This window comes from Pseudomonas sp. Ant30-3, assembly GCF_000690905.1.
GTDB lineage: Bacteria > Pseudomonadota > Gammaproteobacteria > Pseudomonadales > Pseudomonadaceae > Aquipseudomonas.
In genome coordinates, this window is record NZ_JMCL01000258.1 from 1 (window position 1) to 543 (window position 543).

The following is a 543-nucleotide window of genomic DNA, read 5'->3' on the forward strand; positions in this document are numbered from 1 at the left end:
CATTGCGCCAGGCTTTATCGAAACAGAGATGACGCTGGGCATGAGGCCGGAAGCGCTGGATAAAATGACCGCCGGAATACCGCTCAAGCGCATGGGCAAGCCCGAGGAAATCGCTCATTCGGCGGCGTACATTTTCGAGAATGACTATTACACCGGGCGGATTCTGGAGATGGACGGCGGGTTGCGGATTTAACGCAAGACCACCACTTCACTGTAGCAGCTGCCGAGGCACGAGGCTGCGTTGCGCGTCCGAAGGACCGCCCTGGGGGCCGCTACGCAACCCAACGCAGCCTCGTGCCTCGGCAGCTGCTACATTTCGGCAGCTGCTACATTTCGGCAGCTGCTACATGATGAGGCTGCGATCCTTTCTGTAAATCAATCGTCGCTGATGGTGATAGTCGGCATCGCCGGCGATGCCGCTTCCTGCAACACAATCCGCGCGCCGACATGCCGGGCGAGTTCCTGGTAAACCATGGCGACAGGGCTGTCCGGTTCGGCGATCACCGTTGGTTTGCCGCCGTCGGCCTGCTCGCGGATGGCCAT

1 protein-coding gene and 1 pseudogene are annotated in these 543 nt (G+C 60.2%); one reads left to right on the forward strand and one right to left on the reverse strand.

Translation table 11 applies throughout. The annotated features are described in order from the left end of the window. A partial coding sequence (locus DU29_RS01000000130815) for an SDR family oxidoreductase (RefSeq protein ID WP_033051171.1) occupies positions 1 to 193 on the forward strand: 193 nt, incomplete at its 5' end. Between the two features lie 182 nt (positions 194 to 375). Here DU29_RS01000000130815 and DU29_RS1000000132765 read toward each other — a convergent pair. After that, a pseudogene (locus tag DU29_RS1000000132765) lies at positions 376 to 543 on the reverse strand (Mrp/NBP35 family ATP-binding protein); the annotation flags it as partial.